Source organism: uncultured Thiodictyon sp. (genome assembly GCA_903837595.1).
Taxonomy (GTDB): Bacteria; Pseudomonadota; Gammaproteobacteria; order Chromatiales; family Chromatiaceae; genus Thiodictyon.
Genome location: CAILVI010000363.1, coordinates 1 through 2,047 on the forward strand (window position 1 = coordinate 1; position 2,047 = coordinate 2,047).

A 2,047-nucleotide genomic window follows, 5' to 3' on the forward strand; every position below is an offset into this window, starting at 1 on the left:
CACAGGATCAGGCTGAACGGCCACCAGAAGAGCAGGACCGCCAGGCGCTGGCAGGCCTGCCCGAGTGCCCACCACACGACATGCACCCGGCCGGCGAGCCAGGGCCAGACCGGGCTGTCCGCCAACTTTTCCAGCCCCGCCCCCGCCATCCGGTGATCGGGGACCAGGACGTGGTAGCTCCACGCCTCCAGGCCGGTGCGCACGCAACAGGCCCGATACCAGCGCACCGCGCGGTCGAGGATGATGTCGGCCTGCTCGGGTCCCACGGCGTCCACCAGGGACTTGAGTTCCCGCACGCTGACCTGGCGCGCCCAGTCGGTCGGCACCAGGGCGGCGAACAGGATGAACTCCATGACGAAGAGCAGCAGGCCCGCGGCGAGGGTCCAGAGCCAGATGCCCTTGCCGTCGCTGCCCTCGTGCGAGTCGTCAAGCATCCTGGGCACCAGGTGCAGGTTCAAGGTTCCGGTCAGGCGCCGGCAGGACGGCGCGTAGCCGACGGCCCAGGATGCGCCGTTGGTTGACCGTCATGGCCTGTGCCAGGACCGGATGCTCGGGCGCGGCCAGCGCCCCCATGATCGCCTCGAAGAAGGCCGCAAAGCGCTCGCGGTCGGGCACCCCGGCCTTCTTCGCGACCTTGTGGGCGTTGATCGCGGCCACGGCGATGGCCTGCAGGCGGGCGTAGCGGGCCTCATCGGTGGGGTAACCCGCCCAGAGCCCCAGCGCGAGGCGTTCGAGTAACCCGCGGCTGTCGGGCCAGTCGATCTCGACTTGCGTCAGGGCGTCGCGTTGGGAGCGTTTCAGGGCCGCGTTCAGATAGCGTTTTCCCATGTCATTTTCCAGTGTGTGCTTTGTCGTCTGTGCTTCGATTGGGTCCGTCTCAGGCGCATGGCTGTCCGCGGCAGACTCGCCGGCAGCTGATGGCCCTTGCGGTCCGGAAGGCGGCGCCTTGGGTCGCGGGTCGCCACCTGCCTCAGTGGCCGGCGTCGTGACGACCACCTCAGTTGGACCGCGCAGCGCACCCAGGATCGGCAGCCGACCCTTGACGATCCGCCCCCCCGAAAGCTTGGCGATGTACTCGAAGTTCGGCAGCTGCCCAAGCCACGCCGGGCTGAACAGTTCGACCTCCTCCTCGACCACGCGCTCACCGGTGTTGCCGGTGTAGAGCACCGGGTTGCTGGCGTCGGTGGTACTGCCATGCGAGCGCATGATGCTGACCACGCGGGTCTTGGGCAGGCTTTCGGCCACGTATTCCTGGGTCTCGGCATCGAGCACGCGCAACGCCACCAGGTTGTTGATGTTGCCGAGCACCTGCCGGGCCTTGGCCTCGCTGCCGGTGCGGGCGGCGAAGTCGGCAAAGGTCTGGGCGGCGATCACCAGGCGCAGGCCGGCGCCACGGCCTTTGTTCAGTAGTTGGATGAAGGGATCGTTCACCACTTCGGCCGACTCGTCGATGAACACGTTCACCGGACTCGGGCGCCCCTGGTGGTTGTAGCGATCACCGGCAACCGCGGCCAGGTCGGCAATGAGGATGGAGCCGATGGCCGACCCGACCATGGTGTCTGACAATGAATCCAGGCCGACATAGAGCACCTCGCCCGCCTTGATGACCGCGGCCAGGTTGGTCAGGCGCCGCGGATCATCGACCTCGCCCGCCTCCGGTGACAGCAGGCCCTGAAGGTCCCCGGACGTGAGCATGTTCAGGATCGGCATCAGGCTCGCGACCATCTTGGAGAAATGGACCTGCTCGTGTTCGTAGAGACCGAGCAGCCCGTCCAGCACGGTCGAGGGGTGTTCGCTACTCACCCGCTCGCGGTAATAGCGCACCAGCGCCTTGACCCGAGCAGTGGCATCGCGGGCACGGGTGAGCTGCGTTGCCGCTTCCGTCTCCCAGTCGGGCCGACACGCGGCAAAGTGCCGCCGCAACGCCCGCTCGACCAGGGCCTCGGCACCGCCTTCCAGGTAATGGCGCAGACTGACCAGGCTCGGTCGCTCATCGACCGCGATCAGCCCCTGCACCACGTTGCTCAGGGCCATCTGCCCGAAGCTC

1 protein-coding gene and 1 pseudogene are annotated in these 2,047 nt (G+C 67.6%); both read right to left on the reverse strand.

What is annotated here, in order from left to right; translation table 11 throughout:
* Positions 1-434 (reverse strand): annotated as a pseudogene (locus QZY44_RS20925) (hypothetical protein); the annotation flags it as partial.
* A partial coding sequence (gene traD, locus QZY44_RS20930) for a conjugative transfer system coupling protein TraD (RefSeq protein ID WP_295451331.1) occupies positions 427-2,047 on the reverse strand: 1,621 nt, incomplete at its 5' end. The gene traD and the pseudogene QZY44_RS20925, both read right to left, overlap by 8 nt.